We start from the raw sequence: 18,678 nt of genomic DNA on the forward strand, positions 1-18,678 counted from the left end.
CGGTTTCAGGCGGCGCTTGGGTTGCCGGACGCCCTTGCCCGCCAAGTCCTTACGGGGACCACGCGTCGGGCGCGCCGACTGCGACCGGCGGGCCCGCGGGGATTCACCGCGGCTCACCTGGGGGCACCTGGCGCCGCGCCGGCCGCGGGCCCGGGCAGGCCGTTGACCGGGGCGGCGGGGACCGCCGGTTGAGCCGGCGCGGCCGGGCGGCCCAACTGCACCGGGATCGGAATCTCGGCGGGCAACGGTGCGGGCATCTGGCCGGGAGCCGGAATCGGCAACCCGCCCAGGGGAATCGACACCTCGGGGGGCGCCGGAGCGGTCGCCGGTCCGGCCGGCATGGGCAGTCCCGGCGTCGGCATCGCCGGCAGCATGCCGGGCAGTGCGCCGGTGGCCGGGGCAGCGGGCATGCCGGGCAATGCACCCGTCGCCGGTCCGCCTGGCATGCCGGGCAGCGTACCCGTGGGGGGCACACCGGGCGCGGCAGGCGCGCCGGGCACCGGGGGCGCCGCCGGCGGCAGGTGCTGACCGCCCACCGTCGACGCGCCGTCGGGCGCGCGCAGTAGCGCTTCGGGCCCGGACCTGGCCGGGACGGGGCCGCCGGGGGCCGGTTCCATCCGGATCGAGACCTCCGGAGGAGCGGCCGGCGGCTTCGGGGGCTGGGGCGCCTCGTCGGGCAGCTTGGCGTTCAGCGGCGGCGGCGGAACGCCGTCGGCCGGCTTCGGCGTGCCGACCACCACCCAGTTCCCGGACGGATCCTGCACCAGGTGCGCGGTGTCCCGGCTCGGGATCATGCCTTGCTTGCGGGCCGCCTCCGCCAGCGCCGGGGCGGCCTCCGCCTCGCGCACGTCGCGCTCCAGCGCCTCCTTCTGCTGCTGCAGCAACCGGGTGCGCTCCCGGGCGTGACTCAACTTGTACGAGCGTTCCGCGGAGTCGGTGGACAGCCACAGCGTGAGCCCCAGCCCGATGCCCAGCGCACCGATGATCAGCACGACGAACGGGACCTTGCTGGCCAGGGTGCGCGGCCGCAGGTCGATCGAGGCCAGCCGGGCGGCCAACCGCTCGGTCAGGCGAGGCCGAACAACCTTGGGGGCCTTGGCCTTGCGCGCCTTGGCCCGCGCCTTGGCCTGGCTGGTGCTTTTGGGCCGGGCCGGCCGCTCCACCGGCCGGGCGATGGGGCTGGTCTGCGGTGCTGACTTGGGCGCGCGGGCCTCACGGGCCGGCGCCGAGGTGCGGCCGCTTCGGGCGCGCCGCGCCGATCCGGACTCGGCCGCGCGGGTCCGCCGGGCAGCGCCGTCGCGCCCGCCCCGGCGATCGCTGCCGCCGCGCCGCTTCGACGTCTCGCGCTCTGCTCTCATGCGTCGCCTCTCCCGCTAGCCTGCTGTGACTGCATTCGTTGCAGCGCCCGCAATCGCACTGCGGCACTGCGTGGATTGCGTTCGATCTCGGTGGCGTCGGCCCGATCGGCGCCGTGCGTCAGGGACTGGAATCGCGGCTCGTGGCCGGGGAGTTCGACCGGCAGGTCCACCGGGGTGCGGGACGCGACCGCCTGGGCGAAGAGCCGCTTGACGATCCGGTCCTCCAGCGATTGGTAGGCCATCACCACGATGCGCCCGCCCACGTCGAGGGCGTCCAGGGCGGCCGGTAGCGCGTTGCGCAGCGTGTCCAGTTCGTCGTTGACCGCGACCCGCAGCGCCTGAAAGGTGCGCTTGGCCGGGTGTCCGCCGGTGCGCCGGGCCGCGGCCGGAATCGCTTCGTAGAGCAGGGCCACCAGGTCCGCGGTCGACCTGAACGGCTCGCGGGCCCGGCGGCGCACGATGTGCGCGGCGATGCGGCGCGCGAACCGCTCCTCGCCGTAGCGGTGCAAGATCCTCGCCAGCTCCGCCTCGTCATAGGTGTTGACGATGTCGGCCGCGGTCAGCGGCGACGAGGGGTCCATCCGCATGTCCAGCGGCGCGTCCTGGGCATAGGCGAAGCCGCGCTCGGTGCGATCGAGCTGCATGGACGACACCCCGAGGTCGAACAGCATCCCGTCCACGGATTCGATTGCCGCATAACCGGATTCATCCAGCGCCGTGGCGACGTCGTCGTAGCGGGTGTGCACCAGCGTGAGGCGGTCGGCGAAGCGCGCCAGCCGCGCCCGGGCGATGTCCAGCGCGCTGGGATCGCGATCGAGCCCGATCAGCCGCAGGCCCGGCAGGTCGGTGAGGAACCGCTCCGCATGCCCGCCCGCGCCGAGGGTGGCATCGACCAGCGTCGCCCCCGACCCGTCGGGGTGGTGGCGGGTCAGCGCGGGCGTGAGCAGTTCGACGCAGCGTTCCAGCAGGACGGGGACATGCCCGTAATCGTCGGGACTCGAATTGTCAGCCACCGCAACGCCTCCACGAATCTGCCGGCATCCGTCGGCCGCCCGCACCCCCGACGGGCGGGTCCTCGCTCCGCGTCGGGTCTGTGCCGCCCGGACGGGCCTTGGCAGGTGCTCGGGAAGAGGGGCGGCCCCTGCACCGAGGTCTCTGACCGAAGTCGCGAACCTGGCGTTGGGGAAGTACGCCAGGGTCGGTTCGGGCAGAGGCCACGGTGCACGGGCATGCGCCTCAGATGATGTCGCCGAGTGCTTCATCGCTGGCCGCGGAGAAGTTCTCTTCGTGGGTCTGCTGGTAGTCCTGCCATGCCTGCGCATCCCAGATCTCGAGGTTGTCGATCGCGCCGATCACCACGCAGTCCTTGGAAAGGTTGGCGTAGCGCCGGTGGTCGGCCGATAACGTGATCCGGCCCTGCGCATCGGGATGCTGTTCGTCGGTGCCGGCGGCGAGATTCCGGAGAAACGCCCGGGCGTCGGGGTTGCTCCGCGACGCCTTGCTCGCGCGGCGGGCCAGTTGCTCGAATTCCGCCCGCGGGTAGACGGCGAGGCTGTGGTCCTGGCTCTTGGTGACCATCAACCCCCCTGCCAGTGCGTCGCGGAACTTGGCGGGCAGCGTGAGCCGCCCCTTGTCGTCGAGTTTGGGCGTGTAGGTGCCGAGAAACACCAGCTCACCTCCCCTATGGGGTCACCCAAACACTGCAGCCACCATACCCCACAATCCCCCACTACGCCCCATTCTTAGGGTGTCGCCGCGGCGTTTTCAGGGTTATCCGTCGTCAGGACGCCGTCAAAGCCGCGCAAAGGGTGTGTCGCGCCCCGCCCGGGGTGGCTGTCGCGCTCTGGATCGCGGCCCGATTACCAGGCGAAATACCGTCGGTGGGGCGTTGTGGGGGACTTTAGTGGGGCGTGGTGGGGCATCGATACCGAGACGCGCTGCGGTTAGGCCTCGATCGAGCAGCAAAACGGCATCGACGGTTGCGCGGAGGCCGGATGCCCGGCCGATGGCGCCCGGCCCCGGAAAACGAATCGGGGCAGCCGATGGCTACCCCGAGTGTGTGTGGATGCGGTTAGTCGTCGAAACGACGGCGGAACCGGTCCTCCATGCGGCTGGTGAACGAGCCCCCGCTCTTATTGCGGCGTTGACGCAGCGACGTGGCCGCCGGGCCGGAATGGTCGGGCCTGCCAGACAACCGGGGGCCGGTGATCGCGAAGATCACTCCGCCGAACATGACGATGAACCCGAAGACGCTGAGGATCGGGAAGTTTCCGATCATCGTCGCCTTGAACGCCACCCCGGAGACCAGCATCGCGAGACCGATGACGAACAGCGCCACGCCCTGCAACCGCCGGCGGGCGGTCGGTGCGCGAAAACCTCCACCGCGAACACTCGACGCGAATTTGGGGTCCTCGGCGTAGAGAGCGCTCTCGATCTGATCGAGCATCCGCTGCTCATGATCGGAGAGTGGCATTCGTCCCTCCTTGCCGACTGTTAGGCACGTGACTATCGGTAGCACGCGGATGCCCGTTGCGGGGGCAACTAATTGAAATGATACGAGGTCAATCTGCCCCATACCACTGGTTCGGCGCCGATTCTATCCCGGCCGCCCGCGGACGCCCCCGCAGACCGGAACTGCCGTGCGCTACAACCGGCTTCCCGAACCGCGGCCGTTCGTCGGTCCGGTGTCACGACCACTCGTCGGGCCGTCGCACGCGGGTCCGATAATGGGCGATAGCGGCCCGGCCCGCCGCGACCACATGCCGCCGACGCACCGCAGCGCCCCGCGCGCCGATGAGGAACCGATGAGGAGGAGACCGCGAGTTGGCGATATTTCTCATCGATCTGCTGCCCCACGACATGGAGCGTCGCCTCGGTGACGCCCTGGCGGTGTACGTCGATGCGATGCGCTACCCACGCGGCACCGAGAACCAGCGCGCCGCGATGTGGCTGGAACACATCCGGCGGCGGGGCTGGCAGGGGGCCGGCGTCGTCGAAACCGAGGAGGCCGAAGGCGCAGGCGGGCAACCGCCCTCGGCCGAGGCCCTGGCCAGTGCCCCGTTGCTCGGGGTGGCCTACGGCTATCCCGGCGCGCCCGGGCAATGGTGGCAACAGCAGGTGGTGCTGGGCATGCAGCGCGGCGGCTCACCGCCGCAGGAGATCTCGCGGCTGATGAACAGCTACTTCGAGCTGACCGAGCTGCACATCCACCCCCGCGCCCAGGGCCGCGGGCTGGGCGAGGCGCTGGCCCGACGGCTGCTCGCCGGTCGCGCCGAACAGAATGTGCTGCTTTCCACGCCGGAAACCAATGGTGAGCCCAACCGCGCCTGGCGGTTGTATCGGCGCCTGGGCTTCACCGACGTCATTCGCGGCTACCACTTCGCCGGCGACCCGCGGGCTTTTGCGATCCTGGGCCGCAAGCTACCGCTATAGCCGGAGCCGGCCCGCGACCCGGCCCAGGTCGGAAGACGCCACCTCATTCGGGTGGCACATCGGATCTGGCACGATGACCTGGTGCGAGCCAGCTCTCCCCCGCCCCGCAGCCGAGGATCCCGAGCGTCTCGAACTCGACGGCGCCGCCTGACCGCCCTCGCGCTGCTGCTGCTGGTGGTGCCGTTGGCCACCGGGTGCCTGCGGGTCCGGGCCTCGCTCACCATCTCCCCCGACGACCTGGTGTCCGGCGAGATCGTCGCCGCCGCGAAACCCAAGACCCCCAAGGACACCGGCCCCCAACTGGACAGCAACAACCTGCCGTTCAGCCAGAAGGTGGCGGTGTCGAACTACGACAGCGACGGCTACGTCGGCTCGCAGGCGGTGTTCTCCGACCTGACGTTCGCGGAGTTGCCGCAGCTGGCCAACATGAACTCCGACGCCTCCGGGGTGAACCTGACGCTGCGCCGCAACGGCAACCTGGTGATCCTGGAGGGTCGGGCGGATCTGACCTCGCTGACCGATCCCGAGGCCGACGTCGAACTGACGGTCGCGTTCCCCGGGGTGGTGACCTCAACCAACGGTGACCGGGTCGAGCCCGACGTGGTGTCGTGGAAGCTCAAGCCCGGGGTGGTGACCACCATGACCGCCCAGGCCCGCTACACCGACCCCAACACCCGTTCCTTCACCGGTGCGGTGGTGTGGCTGTGCATCGCGTCGTTCGCGGCCGCCGGGGTGGTGGGACTGCTGGCCTGGGTCAGCCGGGACCGGTCACCGCGGTTGACGGCGCCGCGCGACCAGCCGCCGCCCAGCTAGCTACCCCTGCCGGCCCGGTGACCAGTAGGCGAGCATCTCCGCGAACGTCTGGAAGGCCGGCCCGGAATTTCCGTAGGTCGCCTCGAGGTGGATGCTCAACGGGAAGCCCAGCTCGGCAACCCCGTCGATGACCCGCTTGTACAGGTCGAGCATCTGCTGGCGCTTCTGCGCCGGTTCGCCGGCGGCCAGCTTCCTGACGAACTCCTGCTCGGCGGCCACCGCCGGGTTGCCCGGGTCCTGGATGAGCCAGTTGATCAGCCCGACCCGGCTCTCCATCTTCGGCACGAAGCCGAATGACAGCAGGATCTCCGGCCGGTGGTCGGTTTGCCTGGCGAACTCGCTCAGGAAGCCCACGATCGCGTCGGAGTACAGCAGCTGCGTCATACCGTAGGTGGCGCCCTGGTCGCACTTGAAGTTGAACCGGCCCTGTTCGCCGTCCCGGGTGGGGATGAGGATCACGCCGCGGTTGGTCACCAGCTCGCGGTAGATCGACAGGGCGTCGGTGGGGGCGACGCCGGAGCCCTCGCCGTCGTTCATGGTGCGCGGCACCCCGACGAACACCACGCCCTCCATGCCCGCCGAGGTCAGTTCGGTCAGCCGCGCGCGCAGCGACGCCTCGTCCATGAAGGCGGTGACCTGCGTGCACAGGCCGTTGATCCCGGGCAGTTCCGGCTTGACGATCGACCAGAAGTCGAGCACGTCCAGCTTGGGCTTCATCTGGATGGGGCGGTCGTCGTCCTCGGCGATGATCCCCGGAATCATCACGTGCCGGATCCGGCCGCCCAGGCCCGCCTCGGCCGAATTCCGCACCACTTTGTGCGCCTCTTCCAGCGCCCGCTCCCGACCTTCGTCGGCGTTCGGCGGCACCAGCTCGAGCGCAATGGTGTTGAGGGTCACGCGGCTTCTCTCCATCTGACGACTATTGGCCCGGGGCGTCTTGCGGCCGCGCAGCATTCGCGGCCCCCAGCGCACCCGCCAGCATAGGGGCGGGTTCGTGAGCCATGCGAAGCAACTGGGTCCGCCCGACCGCGCCGTGGGGAAACCGTGGGGAAGGCGACCCGGGCGCTGCGGCGAATACACTGGTCGGGCCTGGAACACCCAGCCAGCCGAGCAGAAAGGGGCGCCGCGCTGAGCCTAGGAGCCACAGCAGCAGCGGCAACCGTCGAGTTGACCGGCGCCATCACCGACCAGTTGCGGCGGTACATGCACGACCGGCGCACCGAGACCGCGTACATCGGAGACGACTACAGCGGTCTGATCGCCGCGCTGGAAGACTTCGTGCTGGGCGGGGGCAAGCGGCTGCGGCCCGCCTTCGCCTATTGGGGCTGGCGCGCGGTGACCACCGAAGCGCCCGATGAGCAAGCGCTGCTGCTGTTTTCCGCGCTCGAGCTGCTGCACGCCTGCGCACTGGTGCACGACGACGTGATCGACGACTCCTCCACCCGGCGCGGCCGGCCGACCACCCACGTCCAGTTCGCGGCGCTGCATCGCGAGCGCCACTGGCAGGGCTCGCCCGAGCAGTTCGGGATGTCGGCGGCCATCCTGCTCGGCGATCTCGCGCTGGCCTGGGCCGACGACATCGTGTTCGGGGTGGAGTTGACGCCGCAGGCGGCGCGCCGGGTGCGGCGGGTGTGGGCGAACATTCGCACCGAGGTGCTCGGCGGGCAGTACCTCGACATCGTCGCCGAGGCCAGCGCGGCCGCCTCGATCGCCTCGGCGATGAACGTCGACACCTTCAAAACCGCCTGCTACACCGTGTCCCGGCCGCTGCAACTCGGGGCGGCCGCCGCCGCCGACCGGCCCGACGTCCACGACGTCTTCAGCCAGTTCGGCACAGACCTGGGGGTGGCGTTCCAGCTGCGCGACGACGTGCTGGGCGTGTTCGGTGACCCCGCGGTGACCGGCAAGCCGTCCGGGGACGATCTGCGATCGGGCAAGCGCACCGTGCTGCTGGCCGAGGCGGTGGAGCTGGCGGAGAAGTCAGACCCGTTGGCGGCCAACCTGTTACGCACTTCAATCGGGGCCCGGCTGACCGATGCGCAGGTGGATCAGCTGCGCGACGTCATCGAGTCGGTGGGGGCGCTGGCCGCGGCCGAACAGCGGATCGCCACGCTGACCCAGCGGGCGCTGGCCACCCTGGCGGCCGCACCCATCAACACCGCGGCCAAAGCGGGCCTGTCCGAATTGGCCAAGCTGGCCACGAACCGGTCCGCCTGACCGATGACGACGCCAATCGATAGCCCGACAGCCGACTCACCGGCGGCCAAACCGGCACGCGGTGAATGGGTTTCACGGCTGAAGGCCTTCCTCGCCGCCGGCGACTCCCGCCCGGCGAAACTGGGCATGCTCGGCTCGGTGCTGATCACGCTGGGCGGTTTGGGCGCGGGCAGCACCCGCCAGCACGACCCGCTGCTCGAGTCGATGCACATGTCCTGGTTGCGTTTTGGGCACGGCCTGGTGCTGTCGTCGATCGTGTTGTGGACCGGTGTCGGTCTGATGCTGATCGCGTGGCTCGCCCTGGGTCGTCGGGTGTTGGCCGGCGAGGCGACCGAGTTCGTCATGAAGGCCACCACCGCGTTCTGGCTGGCGCCGCTGCTGGTGTCGGTGCCCGTCTTCAGCCGGGACACCTATTCCTACCTGGCGCAGGGGGCGTTGCTGCGCGACGGACTGGACCCGTACGCCGTCGGCCCGGTCGCCAACCCAAACAGCCTGTTGGACAACGTCAGTCCCATCTGGTCGATCACCACCGCACCCTATGGCCCGGTGTTCATCCTGGTGGCCAAGATCATCACCATCGTGGTCGGCAACAACGTGGTGGCCGGCACCGCGTTGCTGCGACTGTGCATGCTGCCCGGCCTGGCGCTGCTGGTCTGGGCGACTCCCCGCATCGCGCACCAGCTGGGCGCCGACGGTGCGACGGCGCTGTGGATCTGCGTGCTCAACCCCCTGGTGCTCATCCATCTGATGGGTGGGGTGCACAACGAGATGCTGATGGTGGGCCTGATGGCCGCCGGCATCGCGTTGACGTTCGGTGGCCGCCCCGTTGCCGGCATCACGCTGATCACCGTCGCGATCGCGGTCAAAGCCACCGCCGGCATCGCGCTGCCTTTTCTGGTGTGGGTGTGGGCGCGTCAGCTGCGCGATCGGCGCGGATATCGGCCGGTGCCAGCGTTTTTCGCGGCCACGGCGTTGTCGCTGCTGATCTTTTTGGTGGTGTTCGCGGTCCTGTCGGCGGTGGCGGGCGTCGGCCTGGGCTGGCTGACCGCGCTGGCCGGATCGGTGAAGATCATCAACTGGTTGACCGTGCCCACCGCGGCCGCCAACCTGATCCACGCGATCGGCGGCGGGTTCTTCCCGGTGAGCTTCTATCCGATCCTTCGCGTCACCCGGCTGGCCGGCATCGCGATCATCGCGATTTCGCTGCCGCTGTTGTGGTGGCGGTTTCGCCGCGACGACCGGGCCGCGCTTACCGGCATCGCGTGGTCGATGTTGATCGTGGTGCTGTTCGTGCCGGCCGCGCTGCCCTGGTACTACTCGTGGCCGCTGGCGATCGTGGCCCCGCTGGCGCAGTCGCGGCGGGCGGTCGCGCTCATCGGCGGCGTGTCGACCTGGGTGATGGTGATCTTCAAACCCGATGGCTCGCACGGCATGTACTCGTGGTTGCACTTTTCGCTGGCCACCGTCTGCGCGCTGATCGCCGGCTACAGCCTGTATCGGGCCCCTGCGCGGCAGGCCGAGCCCGCGGGCGTCGCGGCCGACGCCCCCGCCGATTGAGCGAACGGGCTCAGTAGGCCATCGCTTGCGCCCGGCGCACGACCTCACGGGCCTGATGGGCGTGCAGGGCGTCGACCGGACGGGCGTTGTTGAGGGCGTCGCGGCTGCCGTCACGGGTGACCGTCAACGAGGGATCCCGGGTGAACAACCAGCGCACGATCTCGGTGTCGTGGTAGCCGCCGTCGTGCAGGATGGTCAGCAGTCCCGGCAGGCTCTTGACCACCTCACCGGACTTGGTGAAGAACACTTGCGGCACCACCAGACCCTCGTCGCGGCGAACCGCAACCAGGTGGCCCTCCCGGAGTTGCTGATGCACCTTGGTGACCGGCACCCCCATCAGTTCGGCGACCCGCTTGAGGTCATAGATCGGCTCGTCGGGCTCTAGCACATCGTCGCCGGCAGGAATACTGCTCATCCCGGCAAGTGTAGGCCTAGATGGCCACCTTGAACCCGTGTTCTACCGGCCAATCACCGCCGCACACCTACGATGGCCCCGTGGCCCAAGCGCAATCGCCCGGCCCCGCCTCGGGCCGGGTCGGCCCGCATGGTCGCCGTCCCCAATCCGGGTCGGCCGATCCGTTGGAGAACGCCTTGCTGGACGGCCGCTACCTGGTTCAGTCCAGGATCGCCAGCGGCGGCACGTCGACGGTGTACCGCGGCCTGGATACCCGCCTGGACCGCCCCGTCGCGGTGAAGGTGATGGATTCTCGCTACGCCGGCGACGAGCAATTCCTGACCCGCTTCCAGCGCGAGGCCCAGACCGTCGCCCGACTGAAGGATCCCGGGCTGGTCGCGGTCTACGACCAGGGCCTGGACGCCCGGCACCCGTTTCTGGTGATGGAGCTCATCGAGGGCGGCACGCTGCGCGAACTGCTGGGCGAACGCGGACCCATGCCGCCCTATGCCGTCGCCGCGGTGCTTCGTCCGGTGCTGGGCGGGCTGGCCGCCGCGCACCGGGCCGGCCTGGTGCATCGCGACGTCAAGCCCGAGAACGTGCTGATCTCCGACGACGGCGAGGTCAAGATCGCCGACTTCGGGTTGGTGCGAGCCGTCGCCGCCGCCGGAATCACCTCCGCCAGCGTCATTTTGGGCACCGCCGCCTATCTGTCACCCGAACAGGTGCGCGACGGCACCGCCACGGCGCGCAGCGACGTCTACTCCGCGGGGATCATGACCTACGAGCTGCTCACCGGGCGCACACCGTTCACCGGCGACTCGGCGTTGTCGCTCGCCTACCAGCGGCTGGACACCGACGTGCCGCCGCCGAGTGCGGTCATCGACGGCGTGCCCGGGCAGTTCGACGAATTCGTCCAGCGCGCCACGGCCCGCGGCCCCGCCGACCGCTACGCCGACGCGATCGAGATGCGAGCCGACCTCGACGCCATCGCCGACGAGCTTGCGCTGCCGGAGTTCTCCGTGCCGGCGCCACGCAACTCCGCGCAACACCGTTCGGCGGCGGCGCAGCACAGCCGGGTGGGCCAGCGGCCGCCGCACCGGCCCACGCCGCCCGGACCGGCGCCGGTGCGTGCACCCACGCGCCAGCTGACGCGGGGGCCGCAGGACTGGCCGGAGCCGAAACGCCCGGTGCAGCCCGACGTCGAGCCCGAGGACGACTACGAATACGAGGCTGTCACAGGCGAATTCGCGGGCATCCCGATCAGCGAGTTCGTCTGGGCGCGCCAGCACAACCGGCGCATGGTGCTGGTCTGGGTGGCGGTGATCCTGGCGATCACCGGGCTGGTCGCGACCGCGGCGTGGACGGTCGGTAGCAACCTCAACGGTCTGCTGTAGCCGGCCGCACTCGGGGTCGACGTAACCCGGCACGACGACACGCGTCTTAAAGTAATCACAAAATTCTCTTATTTTTCTTAATTTTGGTGTACCGTACTTCTGCATGGGTTCGACAACGCATCGCGTCGACTCGCCGAACCGGCTCGGCGAGCACGCAGTCGTACTGGGTGCCGGAATGGCGGGTTTGCTTGCCGCGCGTGTACTTTCGGAGTTCTACGATTCGGTCAGTGTGGTCGAGCGGGACAGATTGCCCGACCATCCGTGCCACCGGCGGGGAATCCCCCAGGGCCGTCACGTGCACAACTTCTACAGCCGCGGCCTGCAGGTGCTGGAAGAATTGTTTCCCGGCCTGCTCGAGGACCTGTCCAGGGCGGGGGCGGTCGTCGTCGACGACGGCGATCTGTCGCGGTTCTATGTGCGCTTCGGGCGCTACGAGATGAAACACTCGGGGACGTTCGCCGATCCGGACGCGTTGGCGCTGCACATGACGACCCGGCCGTTCATGGAGTTTCACGTCCGTCGGCGGGTCAAGGCCCTGCCGAACGTGACCTTCCTCGACGGGCACGACGTGTCCGAACTTCTCAACACCGCGGACATCGTCAACGGCGTGCGAATCACCCGGCGCTACAACGGTTTTCTCACCGAGCTGGACGCCGATCTGGTGGTGGACGCCATGGGGCGCGCCGCACGCACCCCGGCGTTTCTGGAGAGCCTGGGTTATGCACGGCCAACCGAGGATCGGGCGGTGGCCCGATACGGCTACGCGAGCCAACAGTTGAGCATGCCCGAGGGATCGATCGCCCAGCGGCTGGTGATGTTCAACCCGGGGGGCGGGCGGCCGGGGGGCTTGTTGCTGGCCAACGAGCACGACACGTTCATGCTGGCGATCGGTGTGCCGGTCGAGGCCGGCGAGCCGCCAACCGATTTCGCCGCGATGCTCGCGATGGCCGAGCCGGCGCTGCCCCCGGCCATTATCGAGGGCCTGCGCCGCGCCTATCCCATCGGTGAAGCTGTGACATTCCACCACACCGCCGCGATCTGGCGGCGCTACGACCAAATGGCCGATTTCCCTTCGGGTTTGCTGGTGATGGGCGACGCGCTCTGCAGCCTCGATCCGACCTACGGCCAGGGCATGACGATCGCCGCGCTCGAAGCACTGACCCTGCGCGATTGCCTGAGCGCGGGCGATGCCCAACTGGCGCAACGCTTTTTCCGGGCAACGGCCCAGTACATCGGCCAGACGTGGGCCGCCAATCGGGCCAGGGACCGGGCCACGTCCGGCGGCTACCGGCCGCGCGGACTACGCCGGCGACTCTCAGGCTGGGTCTCGCGCGCCGCACTGAACGCCTCGACCCGGGACGTCGTCCTGACCGAACGCTTCTTTCGGGTCTCCAACTTCATCGACCCGCCCTCACGGCTGCAGGATCCCGCCCTGTTACCGCGCATCGTGTGGGGCAACCTGCGAGCCCGGCTCACCTCGAAGCGAAGCCGCACTGCCCCGGCCACCCCGGCGTCGCAGGGCGTACAGCGGGAGCGGCTTTCGGCGCGCGGCTAGTCGCGCAGCATCTCGGCGACGAGGAAGGCCAACTCCAGCGACTGCTGGGTGTTCAGCCGTGGGTCGCAAGCGGTTTCGTAACGGCCGACCAGGTCGGTGTCCGAAATGTCTTGCGCGCCACCCAAACACTCGGTGACGTTCTCGCCGGTGATCTCGACGTGAATGCCGCCCGGGTGCGTGCCCAGCGCGCGGTGCACCTCGAAGAAGCCCTGCACCTCGTCGACGATGCGATCGAAGTGGCGGGTCTTGTAACCGTTGGACGACTCGTGGGTGTTGCCGTGCATCGGGTCGCACTGCCAGATCACCTGGTGACCGGTGGCCTGGACTTTCTCCACGATCGGGGGCAGCAGGTCGCGAACCTTGTTGTTGCCCATCCTGCTCACCAGCGTCAGCCGGCCGGGCTTGTTGTTCGGGTCGAGCCGCTCGACGTATTCGACGGCCAGCTCCGGGGTGATCGTCGGGCCGATCTTGACGCCGATCGGGTTGGCGATCACTTCGGCGAAGGCGATGTGCGCGCCGTCGAGCTGGCGGGTGCGCTCACCGATCCACACGGTGTGCGCGGACAGGTCATACAGCTGCGGTTCGCCGCCGTCGCTTTCGGACAGGCGCAGCATGGACCGCTCGTAGTCCAGCACCAAAGCCTCATGGCTGGCGTAGATCTCGGCGGTCTGCAGGTTTCGGTCGGCCACCCCGCAGGCGCTCATGAAGCGCAGCCCGCGATCGATCTCGGTGGCCAGCGCCTCGTATCGGGCGCCGGCCGGCGAGGTCCGGACGAATTCCCGGTTCCAGTCGTGCACCAGGTGCAGCGAGGCCAATCCCGACGACGTCAGCGCCCGAACCAGGTTCATCGCCGCACTGGCGTTGGCGTAGGCGCGCACCAGCCGCGACGGGTCGTGGTCGCGCACGGCGGCGTCCGGGGCGAAGCCGTTGATCATGTCGCCGCGGTAGGACTTCAACCCCAACGCGTCGATGTCGGCCGAGCGCGGCTTGGCGTACTGGCCGGCGATGCGGGCCACCTTGACCACCGGCATGCTCGAGCCGTATGTCAGCACCACCGCCATCTGCAGCAGCGTGCGGACGTTGCCGCGGATGTGGGGTTCGGTGTTCTCGGTGAACGTCTCCGCGCAGTCCCCACCCTGCAGCAGGAACGCCTCGCCCCGGGCCACCTGGGCCAGCTGCTCCTGCAACCGGACGATCTCCGACGGCACCGTCACCGGCGGGACGCTTTCGAGGACCGTGCGCATCGCCGTCGCCTGGTCGGCGGGCCAGCTGGGCTGCTGGGCGGCCGGTTTGGCCAGTGCGGCGTCCAGCCGCGCCCGCAGATCGGTCGGCAGCGGCGGCAGCGGCGGCAGCTGATCGATCGGTATGTCGACGGTCCAGTTCATCGGTCCATCGTAACCGCGGCGCGGGGGTCCCTGGTCAGGGCTGATCTGCGGGAACGCGGCCCGGCCGGGTGCGTCCCGCCGGCGTCTCAGTCCCCACCGGTGATGAGCCGGTATCTGCGGAGCTGATCGCGCGCGTCGACCAGCGCGTCGTGCGCGTCGGACGATCGGGGCGGCATCCGTGGGCTGCCCCGGTCCTCCCACAGTTGCCGCAGCTCACGGGTGAAGCGCGGGATCGCTCGCGGCAGCTCCGGCATGGTGCCCCACAGCTGACACAAGGCCACGTGGTCGTAGGCCGCCACCCACGCCCACAGCTCGATCGGCTCGGCGGCCGCCCGCCCGGAATTCAGGCCGAAGAAGTCCTCCAGGTCCTCCCGGATCTGGCGGCGCGAGCGCCACAGCTGCGACGCCGGGGGCGGCAGCTTGGGCAGCACGTTGGCGCGCACCCAGGGCCCGGCGCGCTCGGGGTCGAATTCGGTGGACACCGCGTAGTACTCGCGGCCGTCTTCGGCGGCCACCCCGATCGAGATCAGCTCGATGGTGCGGCCGTCCTCGATGAATTCGGTGTCGTAGAAGTACCGCACCGGAGAAAGCCTAGACGGGCGACGATGAGTACCGGCACGGCACGAAAGAGGAGCCGGTCCATCGGCCTAGAACGGCGACGATGAGTACCGGCACGGCACGAAAGAGGAGCCGGTCCATCGGCCGGGAAGCCGGCTACCGACTGATCAGGATGGGCCCGGTGGGCGCCGGCGCGGGGTGGATCTCGTGGTCGAGCGTGGCGTCGACGGTGCGTTCGTCGGGCAGCCGCGGTGTGCCGGCGATGGCGCACTGCAGGTACAGCTTGGCCCGCACCACCGGGCGGCGCAGTCTCCGCTCGCGTTGCAGCGCGCGGCGCATCTTGTCCGGTTGCGTCGAATACCGCCACCGCGCCCACGGGGCGTGCGGGCGCGACAGCCGGATGGCGCCGATCACCAGCAGGATGACCAGGAACATGCCCAGCAGGCCGGTCCACACCTTGCCCTTGAGCACCACCACGACGGCCAGGGGCAACGTCAGCGCCATGGCGCTGGCCACCACGGCCCGCAGCAGTGCCGAGTCGGCGTTGTGCCAGATCGGCAGGAAAAACATCAGCGGGTGCAGACCCATGATCAACAGCCCGGCCACCGCCACCGCGGCGAACACCGCGTCCACCGAGGTGCGGCCGTCTTCGGACCAGTACACGTCGGACAGGTGCAGGATCAGTGCGTACTCGTCCAGAACCAGGGCGGCGCCGATCCCGAAAAAGGCTGCCGCGATGGTGAATTCGGGTTCATGCCCGTCGATGGCCAGCGTGACCAGCGTCAGGCCGGAGAGCAGGGTCAGCACCACCCCGAAGGTCACGTGGTGGATGTGCACCCCCCCGACGTGGACGTTGCGCGGGTGCCACCACCGGGTGGGCCGGCCGTTGTCCGCGCGGTGCCGGATCAACCGCACGAACGTCCGCGTGACGAAAAACGTCAGGATGAAGGCGACCAGGCAGCACAGCAGCGGCAGGTGCCCGCGGTCGTACACGTCGTGGGCAAACCATCGGGTCACCTCGGACACGAACGAATGGAGCACTCTTGAAAGCTACGCCTGTCTGCGCCGGGCACGTGGGACCCGCGCTGCACCAGGCGGGTCGGGGGCCGCGCACCCATTACGCTGTGGTGCGACATGAGTACACGGCAGGCGCCCGGCGTGGGCTTGGCAGGCAAGCGGGGCCCCGGGTGGGTGCTGTGGTGGGGGCTGGCGTGGCTGACCGCCGCCGCGGGGCTCAGTTATGCGGCGTGGCAGCTGTTCGGGCACACGCCCTATCGCATCGACATCGATGTCTATCAGATGGGCGCGCGGGCGTGGATGGACGGCCACCCGCTGTACCGCGGGGACGTGCTGTTCCACACGCCGATCGTGGATCTGCCGTTCACCTATCCGCCGCTGGCGGCCATCGTGTTCTGCCCGTTCGCCTGGATGCACATGCCCACCGCCAGCGTCGCGATCACCGCCCTGACACTGTTGCTGCTGGTGGTGTCGACGGTGATCGTGCTGACCCGCCTCGACGTCTGGAGCACCTCGGCGAAGCTGCCCGGTCCGGCCTGGCTGCGCCGGTGGTGGCTGGCGATCGTCGCAGCGGCGGCGGCGACGGTCTGGCTGGAACCGATCAGCTCGAACTTCGCCTTCGGCCAGATCAACGTGGTGCTGATGACGCTGGTGGTCGCCGACTGCGTGCCGCGGCGCACGCCGTGGCCGCGCGGGCTGTTGCTGGGCCTGGGTATGGCGCTGAAGCTGACCCCGGCGGTGTTCCTGCTCTATTTCCTGCTGCGCCGTGACACCCGGGCCGCGCTGACCGCGCTGGCGTCTTTCGTGGGGGCGACGCTGCTGGGTTTCGTGCTGGCCTGGAACGACTCGTGGGAGTACTGGACGCACACCGTGCATCACACCGACCGGATCGGTTCCGCGTCGTTGAACACCGACCAGAACATCGCCGGCGCGCTGGCCCGGCTGGGGCTCGGGCAACAGGAACGCTCCCTGCTCTGGGTGGCCGCGTCGCTGCTGGTGCTGGCGCTGACGGTCTGGGCGATGCGACGGGTGTTGCGCGCCGAGGAGCCCACGCTCGCGCTGGTCTGCGTCGCGCTGTTCGGGCTGGTGGTCTCGCCGGTGTCCTGGTCGCACCACTGGGTCTGGGTGCTGCCGGCGGTGCTGGTGACGGCGATCGTGGGCTGGCGGCGCCGCAATGCGGCGCTGATCGTGGTCAGCGCCGCGGGGGCGGCGCTGATGCGGTGGTCGCCGATCGACCTGCTGCCCAAGCACCACGAGGCCAGCGCAGTCTGGTGGCGTCAGCTCGCCGGGATGTCCTATGTGTGGTGGGCGCTGGCGGTGCTCGTCACGGTGGGTGTCACCGTCACCGCCCGCGGATTGGCGCGGGATGCGACCCCGCAGCAGCTGGCGCCGGCTACCGCCGTCGGCTAACCGGCCGCGGTTTCGGGGATCCGGACGGCCTCGCCGTTGGCGGCGCCGTCGTCACCGCCCTTTTTTAGGCTCGCCGCGTAGATGTCGACGTATTCCTGACCGGACAGCCCCATCAGCTCATAGATCACTTCGTCGGTGACGGCCCGCTCGATGAAGCGGTTGCCGGCCAGCCCGTCGAACCGGGAGAAGTCCATCGGCTTGCCGAAGCGGACGGTGACCCGGCCGAACCGCAGCATGTTCGTGCCGGGCGGGTTGACGACGTTGGTGCCGATCATCGCGACCGGGATCACCGGAACACCAGTCTCCAGCGCCAGCCGGGCCAGTCCCGTCTTGCCCTTGTACAGCCGGCCGTCCGGCGACCGGGTGCCCTCGGGGTACATGCCCAGCAGCTTGCCCTGGCTCAGCACCTGCTGCGCCGTCGTGAGCGCGGCCCGGGCGCTGTCGGCGTCGGTGCGGTCGATCGGCACCTGGCCGACGGCGGTGAAGAACCACCGCTGGAACCAGCCCTTGAAACCGGTGCCGGTGAAGTACTCCGACTTGGCCAAAAACGTGATCCGGCGACGCACCACCAGCGGAAGGTAGAAGCTGTCCATCACCGCCAGGTGGTTACTGGCCAGTATCGCCGGCCCGGAACTCGGAACGTGTTCTAGGCCTTCGACTTTCGGGCGTCCCAGCAGTGACAGCAGCGGGCCGAGGAGCACGTACTTGAACAGCCAGTACCACATGGCCCTCCCTCTCGGCTATTCCCGCTGATGTTCTGCGCCAACTGTACCCATCCCCACCCGAACCGACCACCTGCGACGCAGGCGGCTCACTCCTCGAGCGTGACCGGGATGGGCTGATACCGGGTCCGCGATGCGGCGTCGGCGGGAGCGCCGGGCCCGCCACCGGGCGGACCGTCGGGCGGCGGTTCCGGCGCCGGGCCGCCGGACCGGTCGATGTCGTTGACGATGTCGCGAATCACCTCGAGCAGGGCGATGCTGTGGTCGGCGATCGCGGTGAGCAACGGGTGCTGGTCGCCGGTGGCCAGCGCGGCCAGCGCGCATACCGGGCACCACACCTGTTGGCACTTACCGGTGCCCACGCCCGCGCCGGCCGTCAGCGCCGCCGCCGCGCGCACCGCGGGGTCGATGCCGTCGAGGATCGTCTGGGCGAGCCTGCGCAGTTCCGGACCGATGTCGGAATGACCCCCACCACTCACTTCGGCCACACCTCCGGATCTGGTTGAAAACGCACCGTCAGTTCGCTACCCCGTAGGTGTGCGTCCAACACGGTGCACCGCCGAAGTACTGATGCCAACCTAACCCTGCGCCGCAATCCCCCGGCGCTGATGATCAGATCGTCATCGACGCGGCCCAGCGTCAGGCCCGACGGATCGAGTTGCGGCAACACCAGCCGCATCCGGTAGACGGACCCTAGTCCCGTCCCGGATTCGAGGTCCACGGTGGGCCGCAACGGGCCCGGCGGCGCCGTGCCGCCGCGGCGCCGCGCCGCGTCGAGCAGCCCGCTCAGCGCCTTGGGGCCGATCGGCTCGCCGGACAGGTGCGGGGTCATCACCAGCGCCACCTCGCCGATGGTGGCGTCG

Annotated in this window: 18 protein-coding genes and 1 pseudogene; 7 read left to right on the forward strand and 12 right to left on the reverse strand. The window is 69.6% G+C overall.

The window, feature by feature from the left end:
* Positions 1-113: 113 nt before the first annotated feature.
* The 4 genes from A9W96_RS22435 to A9W96_RS22450 form a co-directional block, all read right to left on the reverse strand.
* On the reverse strand, positions 114-1,358 hold the full coding sequence (locus tag A9W96_RS22435) for a hypothetical protein (protein WP_067143188.1): 1,245 nt from the start codon (positions 1,356-1,358) through the stop codon (positions 114-116).
* Positions 1,355-2,620 (reverse strand): 16S rRNA (cytosine(1402)-N(4))-methyltransferase RsmH, encoded by a 1,266-nt coding sequence (gene rsmH / locus A9W96_RS22440; protein WP_156765371.1) that lies wholly within the window; start codon positions 2,618-2,620, stop codon positions 1,355-1,357. Before rsmH ends, A9W96_RS22435 begins: the two co-directional genes overlap by 4 nt.
* Positions 2,595-3,026, reverse strand: coding sequence for a division/cell wall cluster transcriptional repressor MraZ (gene mraZ, locus A9W96_RS22445; protein WP_066873398.1), 432 nt, complete (start codon positions 3,024-3,026; stop codon positions 2,595-2,597). Before mraZ ends, rsmH begins: the two co-directional genes overlap by 26 nt.
* A gap of 403 nt (positions 3,027-3,429) precedes the next feature.
* Positions 3,430-3,831: a DUF3040 domain-containing protein gene (locus A9W96_RS22450; protein WP_066873395.1), complete on the reverse strand. Its 402-nt coding sequence runs from the start codon at positions 3,829-3,831 to the stop codon at positions 3,430-3,432.
* 350 nt (positions 3,832-4,181) lie between these two features.
* Between A9W96_RS22450 and A9W96_RS22455 the strand changes: the two genes are divergently transcribed.
* On the forward strand, positions 4,182-4,790 hold the full coding sequence (locus A9W96_RS22455) for an N-acetyltransferase (RefSeq protein WP_066873392.1): 609 nt from the start codon (positions 4,182-4,184) through the stop codon (positions 4,788-4,790).
* Between the two features lie 81 nt (positions 4,791-4,871).
* Entirely contained in the window at positions 4,872-5,603 is a 732-nt protein-coding gene (locus A9W96_RS22460) for a DUF3153 domain-containing protein (RefSeq protein ID WP_082972542.1), read from the forward strand.
* Here A9W96_RS22460 and A9W96_RS22465 read toward each other — a convergent pair whose 3' ends face one another.
* On the reverse strand, positions 5,604-6,500 hold the full coding sequence (locus A9W96_RS22465) for a mycobacterial-type methylenetetrahydrofolate reductase (RefSeq protein ID WP_066873384.1): 897 nt from the start codon (positions 6,498-6,500) through the stop codon (positions 5,604-5,606). It abuts the gene before it with no gap.
* A gap of 270 nt (positions 6,501-6,770) precedes the next feature.
* Between A9W96_RS22465 and idsA2 the strand changes: the two genes are divergently transcribed.
* Positions 6,771-7,820 (forward strand): bifunctional (2E,6E)-farnesyl/geranyl diphosphate synthase, encoded by a 1,050-nt coding sequence (gene idsA2 / locus A9W96_RS22470; RefSeq protein WP_066873381.1) that lies wholly within the window; start codon positions 6,771-6,773, stop codon positions 7,818-7,820.
* A 3-nt stretch (positions 7,821-7,823) separates the two neighbouring features.
* On the forward strand, positions 7,824-9,377 hold the full coding sequence (locus A9W96_RS22475) for an alpha-(1->6)-mannopyranosyltransferase A (protein WP_067143191.1): 1,554 nt from the start codon (positions 7,824-7,826) through the stop codon (positions 9,375-9,377).
* A gap of 10 nt (positions 9,378-9,387) precedes the next feature.
* Here the strand turns inward: A9W96_RS22475 and A9W96_RS22480 are convergent, their stop codons facing one another.
* The gene (locus tag A9W96_RS22480) at positions 9,388-9,792 is read right to left on the reverse strand and encodes an Rv2175c family DNA-binding protein (protein ID WP_007770743.1); all 405 of its coding nucleotides are present in this window, start codon (positions 9,790-9,792) and stop codon (positions 9,388-9,390) included.
* 80 nt (positions 9,793-9,872) lie between these two features.
* On the opposite strand from A9W96_RS22480, the gene A9W96_RS22485 reads away from it, so the two are divergent.
* Entirely contained in the window at positions 9,873-11,168 is a 1,296-nt protein-coding gene (locus A9W96_RS22485; RefSeq protein ID WP_231999803.1) for a protein kinase, read from the forward strand.
* Between the two features lie 103 nt (positions 11,169-11,271).
* On the forward strand, positions 11,272-12,723 hold the full coding sequence (locus tag A9W96_RS22490; protein WP_067143194.1) for an NAD(P)/FAD-dependent oxidoreductase: 1,452 nt from the start codon (positions 11,272-11,274) through the stop codon (positions 12,721-12,723).
* Here A9W96_RS22490 and A9W96_RS22495 read toward each other — a convergent pair.
* The 3 genes from A9W96_RS22495 to A9W96_RS22505 form a co-directional block, all read right to left on the reverse strand.
* On the reverse strand, positions 12,720-14,108 hold the full coding sequence (locus tag A9W96_RS22495; protein WP_067020496.1) for a class II 3-deoxy-7-phosphoheptulonate synthase: 1,389 nt from the start codon (positions 14,106-14,108) through the stop codon (positions 12,720-12,722). The two genes, A9W96_RS22490 and A9W96_RS22495, sit on opposite strands and share 4 nt — an antisense overlap.
* Before the next feature lie 86 nt (positions 14,109-14,194).
* Positions 14,195-14,689: a polyadenylate-specific 3'-exoribonuclease AS gene (locus A9W96_RS22500; RefSeq protein WP_066871683.1), complete on the reverse strand. Its 495-nt coding sequence runs from the start codon at positions 14,687-14,689 to the stop codon at positions 14,195-14,197.
* Between the two features lie 133 nt (positions 14,690-14,822).
* Complete coding sequence (locus A9W96_RS22505; RefSeq protein ID WP_067143197.1) at positions 14,823-15,707, reverse strand: hypothetical protein; 885 nt, start codon at positions 15,705-15,707, stop codon at positions 14,823-14,825.
* A gap of 93 nt (positions 15,708-15,800) precedes the next feature.
* On the opposite strand from A9W96_RS22505, the gene A9W96_RS22510 reads away from it, so the two are divergent.
* The gene (locus A9W96_RS22510) at positions 15,801-17,093 is read left to right on the forward strand and encodes a glycosyltransferase 87 family protein (protein WP_067143200.1); all 1,293 of its coding nucleotides are present in this window, start codon (positions 15,801-15,803) and stop codon (positions 17,091-17,093) included.
* Here A9W96_RS22510 and A9W96_RS22515 read toward each other — a convergent pair.
* From A9W96_RS22515 to A9W96_RS22525, 3 genes and pseudogenes are all read right to left on the reverse strand, one after another.
* Positions 17,090-17,818 (reverse strand): 1-acyl-sn-glycerol-3-phosphate acyltransferase, encoded by a 729-nt coding sequence (locus tag A9W96_RS22515; RefSeq protein ID WP_066862594.1) that lies wholly within the window; start codon positions 17,816-17,818, stop codon positions 17,090-17,092. The genes A9W96_RS22510 and A9W96_RS22515 overlap by 4 nt on opposite strands.
* Positions 17,819-17,904: 86 nt before the next feature.
* Positions 17,905-18,303, reverse strand: coding sequence for a hypothetical protein (locus tag A9W96_RS22520; RefSeq protein ID WP_066862597.1), 399 nt, complete (start codon positions 18,301-18,303; stop codon positions 17,905-17,907).
* Positions 18,291-18,678: pseudogene (locus A9W96_RS22525) on the reverse strand (ArsA family ATPase); the annotation flags it as partial. The gene A9W96_RS22520 and the pseudogene A9W96_RS22525, both read right to left, overlap by 13 nt.

It is taken from the genome of Mycobacterium sp. 1245852.3 (genome assembly GCF_001669335.1).
Lineage (GTDB): Bacteria > Actinomycetota > Actinomycetes > Mycobacteriales > Mycobacteriaceae > Mycobacterium > Mycobacterium europaeum_A.

Coding starts and splice junctions, on each gene's coding strand:
- A9W96_RS22480 (WP_007770743.1), bottom strand. CDS start 9,792: ATGAGCAGTATTCCTGCCGGCGACGATGTGCTAGAGCCCGACGAGCCG.
- A9W96_RS22515 (WP_066862594.1), bottom strand. CDS start 17,818: ATGTGGTACTGGCTGTTCAAGTACGTGCTCCTCGGCCCGCTGCTGTCA.
- A9W96_RS22435 (WP_067143188.1), bottom strand. CDS start 1,358: ATGAGAGCAGAGCGCGAGACGTCGAAGCGGCGCGGCGGCAGCGATCGC.
- A9W96_RS22450 (WP_066873395.1), bottom strand. CDS start 3,831: ATGCCACTCTCCGATCATGAGCAGCGGATGCTCGATCAGATCGAGAGC.
- rsmH (WP_156765371.1), bottom strand. CDS start 2,620: ATGAAGCACTCGGCGACATCATCTGAGGCGCATGCCCGTGCACCGTGG.
- A9W96_RS22510 (WP_067143200.1), top strand. CDS start 15,801: ATGAGTACACGGCAGGCGCCCGGCGTGGGCTTGGCAGGCAAGCGGGGC.
- A9W96_RS22495 (WP_067020496.1), bottom strand. CDS start 14,108: ATGAACTGGACCGTCGACATACCGATCGATCAGCTGCCGCCGCTGCCG.
- A9W96_RS22490 (WP_067143194.1), top strand. CDS start 11,272: ATGGGTTCGACAACGCATCGCGTCGACTCGCCGAACCGGCTCGGCGAG.
- A9W96_RS22475 (WP_067143191.1), top strand. CDS start 7,824: ATGACGACGCCAATCGATAGCCCGACAGCCGACTCACCGGCGGCCAAA.